This window comes from Mesorhizobium sp. M7A.F.Ca.CA.001.10.2.1, assembly GCF_003998575.1.
Taxonomy (GTDB): domain Bacteria; phylum Pseudomonadota; class Alphaproteobacteria; order Rhizobiales; family Rhizobiaceae; genus Mesorhizobium.
This window is the reverse complement of sequence record NZ_RZQY01000610.1, coordinates 1-3735: the sequence shown is the minus strand read 5'-3', so window position 1 is coordinate 3735 and position 3735 is coordinate 1. Positions and strand designations below refer to the sequence as shown.

6 protein-coding genes are annotated in these 3735 nt (G+C 59.9%); 2 read left to right on the top strand and 4 right to left on the bottom strand.

The genetic code is table 11. The annotated features are described in order from the left end of the window. A partial coding sequence (locus tag EN964_RS38195; RefSeq protein ID WP_127277005.1) for a hypothetical protein occupies nt 1–208 on the bottom strand: 208 nt, incomplete at its 3' end. An 862-nt stretch (nt 209–1070) separates the two neighbouring features. On the opposite strand from EN964_RS38195, the gene EN964_RS28340 reads away from it, so the two are divergent. Next, entirely contained in the window at nt 1071–1370 is a 300-nt protein-coding gene (locus tag EN964_RS28340; RefSeq protein WP_127271999.1) for a DUF1236 domain-containing protein, read from the top strand. A gap of 205 nt (nt 1371–1575) precedes the next feature. Here EN964_RS28340 and EN964_RS38845 read toward each other — a convergent pair whose 3' ends face one another. The 3 genes from EN964_RS38845 to EN964_RS28325 all read right to left on the bottom strand — a co-directional run bounded on the left by EN964_RS38845 (nt 1576) and on the right by EN964_RS28325 (nt 3130). Then, nucleotides 1576–1758 (bottom strand): hypothetical protein, encoded by a 183-nt coding sequence (locus tag EN964_RS38845; protein ID WP_236383443.1) that lies wholly within the window; start codon nt 1756–1758, stop codon nt 1576–1578. A 61-nt stretch (nt 1759–1819) separates the two neighbouring features. After that, complete coding sequence (locus EN964_RS28330; RefSeq protein WP_127272713.1) at nt 1820–2389, bottom strand: DUF2569 family protein; 570 nt, start codon at nt 2387–2389, stop codon at nt 1820–1822. A 126-nt stretch (nt 2390–2515) separates the two neighbouring features. Continuing rightward, the gene (locus tag EN964_RS28325) at nt 2516–3130 is read right to left on the bottom strand and encodes a TetR/AcrR family transcriptional regulator (protein WP_127270785.1); all 615 of its coding nucleotides are present in this window, start codon (nt 3128–3130) and stop codon (nt 2516–2518) included. Nucleotides 3131–3222: 92 nt separating this feature from the next. On the opposite strand from EN964_RS28325, the gene EN964_RS28320 reads away from it, so the two are divergent. Next, nucleotides 3223–3735, top strand: a 513-nt coding sequence (locus EN964_RS28320; RefSeq protein WP_127277003.1) for an extracellular solute-binding protein, incomplete at its 3' end; no start/stop codon positions are given.

The following is a 3735-nucleotide window of genomic DNA, read 5'->3' as shown; positions in this document are numbered from 1 at the left end:
GTACAAGGTAAATAGCGGGCACTAACATCAACCAGCCGCCCATTCCTAGAACCACCAAAATGGCCATGCGCTCCGTTCGCCTGACAAGGTCGGCAATGTTTTCCTCGTCCGGCAACGAGACGGCGTCCGCAAACCCCGCGGCATGGTCGTTGTCATTTCCCGGTTGGTTTGCGCTGCCACTCGCATTCAATCTCTGGACCAATGTCATTGTTACCGTTCACCAAAAAGATCCCAACCGGCCCGTTCTCGGCGCGTGAGCCGGAACGGGCCAAGGCGGAAAACTAGTTAAAATCGAAGGACGACCGAAGGACCACGCCGGCGGTAGCACCGGACGCGACGGCGACCATGCCGCCAGTAACTGCGGCAAACCCGTCTCCAGCCTCGCCGGCGGCGGCGGTGAGGACGGTGGTGCCAGTCCCGATGGTAGACCTGCTGCACTTCTGCCTGTGAATCTTCGTCAAAGGCCTCTGTTTGTGGCGTCTCAAGTTCGTCGAGGATGCCGTGTCCGGCTCCTGGAACACCCGCCATTGCCTCGATTGGGCGGACAGCGCTTGCAAGGGCCGCTGCCCCGGCAACACCAAACATTGCGGTCAAGAAGGATCGCCGATCCATAATAAACCTCCCAAGGTGCATGAGCTAGAAAGCGCTCGCTGCCGAATGAGCAGCCCAGCGCACGGTGAAATACAGGACCCGCCAGCCGCCGAAAGCGGCTCACGGGTCCTATCAGCGCAGGAAGGGACGTAGCCGCGCCGATCCACGTCATGTCAGCCAAGGACTATCCCCATCACCAGGAAAGTGATGGCTGTTGCCAAAATCGGTGCGAGCAACCATCGCGCCTGACCGACACTTTTTTCCACTGTTTCTCTCCGCGTTTGCAGAGACAACAACCTTCAGGCCTAAGCCGTTCCGCCTACTCCCAGCGGGTAAGACCATTGCGTTTCCCAATCAGACTTTGGTCCTGCGGAGATTCCGACAGAAGCCCGTATGAGGAACGTTTGGCCTGGCGACGTGTTCGGGTAGTTCGCGCGCAGCCGATCGTGCTGCCGCCACATTAAAAGAGGAGGAAAACAATGGGGATGCACCTAACCAGCGCCGCTGCGGCGCTCTTGCTGCTGGCCAGCGTCGGCGCGGTTGCGGCACAGGATGTGGTTATCACACAGGAACAGGACACCGTCGTGCGCGAATACGTGAAGAAGCAACCCTTGGCTTCTGTGAAGCTTCCGGGGGTGGAGCTGAACGTCGGCACGGCTCTGCCAGACACGGTCGAGCTCCACGAGGTCCCCAACGTCAAATACCGCTATACTGTGGTCGACAACCGAACGGTTCTGGTGGACCCGAGCACACGCAAGATTGTGAAAGTCTACGACTGAAACTTCGAACCGGCCACGCCCGCCGGCAGGGATGGCGGCGGGGTGTGCTCGTCAAATCGCCACTGAATCGGACAAACGAAAATGATGAGCCCTGAAGTCGAGACGTCGCAAGCCCTCGTGGCGCGCCTGGCTGATCTCCAGGCGAAAGCGCGGGCAGCACCTATAAATGAAGCCGAAATGAAGACCTTCCAAAAGCTCGCAGCCGTCACGGACGACAGTTGCGGTCATTCGGCTCGGGATTTGGCCGTTCCAGCTTCGATGACGACATAGTGGTGCACGAGGTCAAACCCTGATCGCCGCCGCCAAAATCCGGTTCTGCCTGCGGATCGCCGCGCGCAGCTCCGGGTATCTTCGCCGCGTCGCGCTTCACGAACTCGATGAACATCATGTCATTGAAGGTCAGTTCGTCGAGCCCCGACGCTCCAAAATATCCCAAATTGGGCTGCCTTCTATGACGCGCTCGCAACCTGGGCGGATGCCCCAATCCTGGTGAACGTGTTCCGCACCCTGACAGACTTGTAGACGTAGGCGACCCAGAGCCCTGTCACCACAAACGAGACTATGGGGGCCACCAGCGCATCGCCTGCGAGCACCAGGCTCACCGGAACGCCCAGAACTGACGCAACCCAGATCGTGTCCAGGATAAACACGACGGGAATCGCCAGCCACTGGAGCAGAAACAATTGCGGAAAGCGGCGGCTACGCCGCAGCATCGAAACGAGCACAACCAGCTGAAGCGCCAGAAACGCCAGATTGAGGGCAACCTCGCCATACACCGCCAGCGGCCCATTCGAGAGGGTCATGAGTTGCTGGTAGCCGTCGGCCGAATTGGCGAAGTCGGCAAGCGTCCGCAATGGTGACACTGCCTGACCGATAGCCAGCAGCATCAGCCAGCCGCCGAAGCCCACAAGAGCCTCAGGATTCTGTGACGGCTTCGCGGCTGATCGAACGGCAAGGAAAACAGGCACGCCGATCAACAGCAGCAAGATCGCCCAATGCCAGACTGAAAACGTCCCCATTTACCCCTCCCTCTATTTATGCCCTTATAGGTTGTACCAGATTTCAAACTCAACTCAAGAGGCGACCCGCGTCTGAAACCAGGTCTTATGCGGAAGCGACGCTTTCTCCTGCCTGCTCCTGACGTCTCACACCCCAATCGCCGCCACCAATATCCTATTCTGCCTCCGTATCGCCGCGCGCAGTTCCGGTATCTTGGCCGCGTCACGCTTCACGAATTCGATGAACATCATGTTCATGTTGTTGAAGATCAGTTCGCCGAGCGCTGCACCGTCTATGTCCTGGCGCACCAGGCCAATCTCCTGCAGCCGGGCGATCAGGGCGCGGATCTGTTCGGTCAGGGCGCGGTCGAGCGCGGTGTAGGCCTGGCCGAACGGGCTGTCGGGCAGTTGCGTCGAGATTGCCATCGCCTGCCGCCACATCTCCTTGCTGAGATAGTGCAGCGAGTGCTCGATATAGATGCCGACCAGCGTGTCCAGCGCGTCGCCGACATTGGCCGGCGGCCTGGCGACGACGCCTTGCCCGGCATTCAGCACCTCGTTGACCTCCAGCGAGACGATGGCGCCGAGGATGTCGCCCTTGTTCTCGTAGTAGTTGTAGATCGTCCCGACAGAGACCTCGGCCTGCGCGGCGATCGCCTCGATCTTGGCGCCTTCGTAGCCGGCCTCGCGAAACAGTTCGGCCGCCGCCTCGATGATACGCCGGTGCCGGTCCGCCTTTTGCCTAGCCCGCAATCCGCTCATTCCCAGCCTCTTGCCACAAAAACAGAATTGACTCAATTTTAGAATTGGTTCAATTTTTTGCAAGAAGCCACAAAGGCAAGGGAGAACACTCGATGTCACACACAGCCAGCAATCCGCTTTCCATCCTGAAGACCCGTTTGCGCACAGCTGCCGCCGCCGCGGCGCTGCTGCTTTCGACGGGCGCGCAGGCCGCCGATCTCAACGCGCTGATCTGGTGCGATCATGCCGATCCGGCCTTGCTGCAGCCTTTCGAGGAGGCCAATGGCGTCAAGGTCAACGTCAAGGAATTCGAGGGCACCGGCGCCGGCCTCGCCATCGTCGAGCAGTCGCAGCCCGGCGACTGGGATGTGATGGTGATCGACAGCATCGACGTGCCGCGCGGCGTCGAGAAGGGACTGTTCGAGCCATTGCCGGAAGACAAGCTGCCGCTGGCCGATCTGTTTCCGCAGGTGAAGATGGACGGCTCCACCGTGGTCGGCGGCAAGCGCTACGGCATCACCGAAAAGTTCGGCTACAACACGATCGGCTACAACAAGACCAAGGTCGATCCAGCCGACATGCAGTCGATGGCAGCACTCACCGGCGACAAGAAAAAGGGCAAGGTC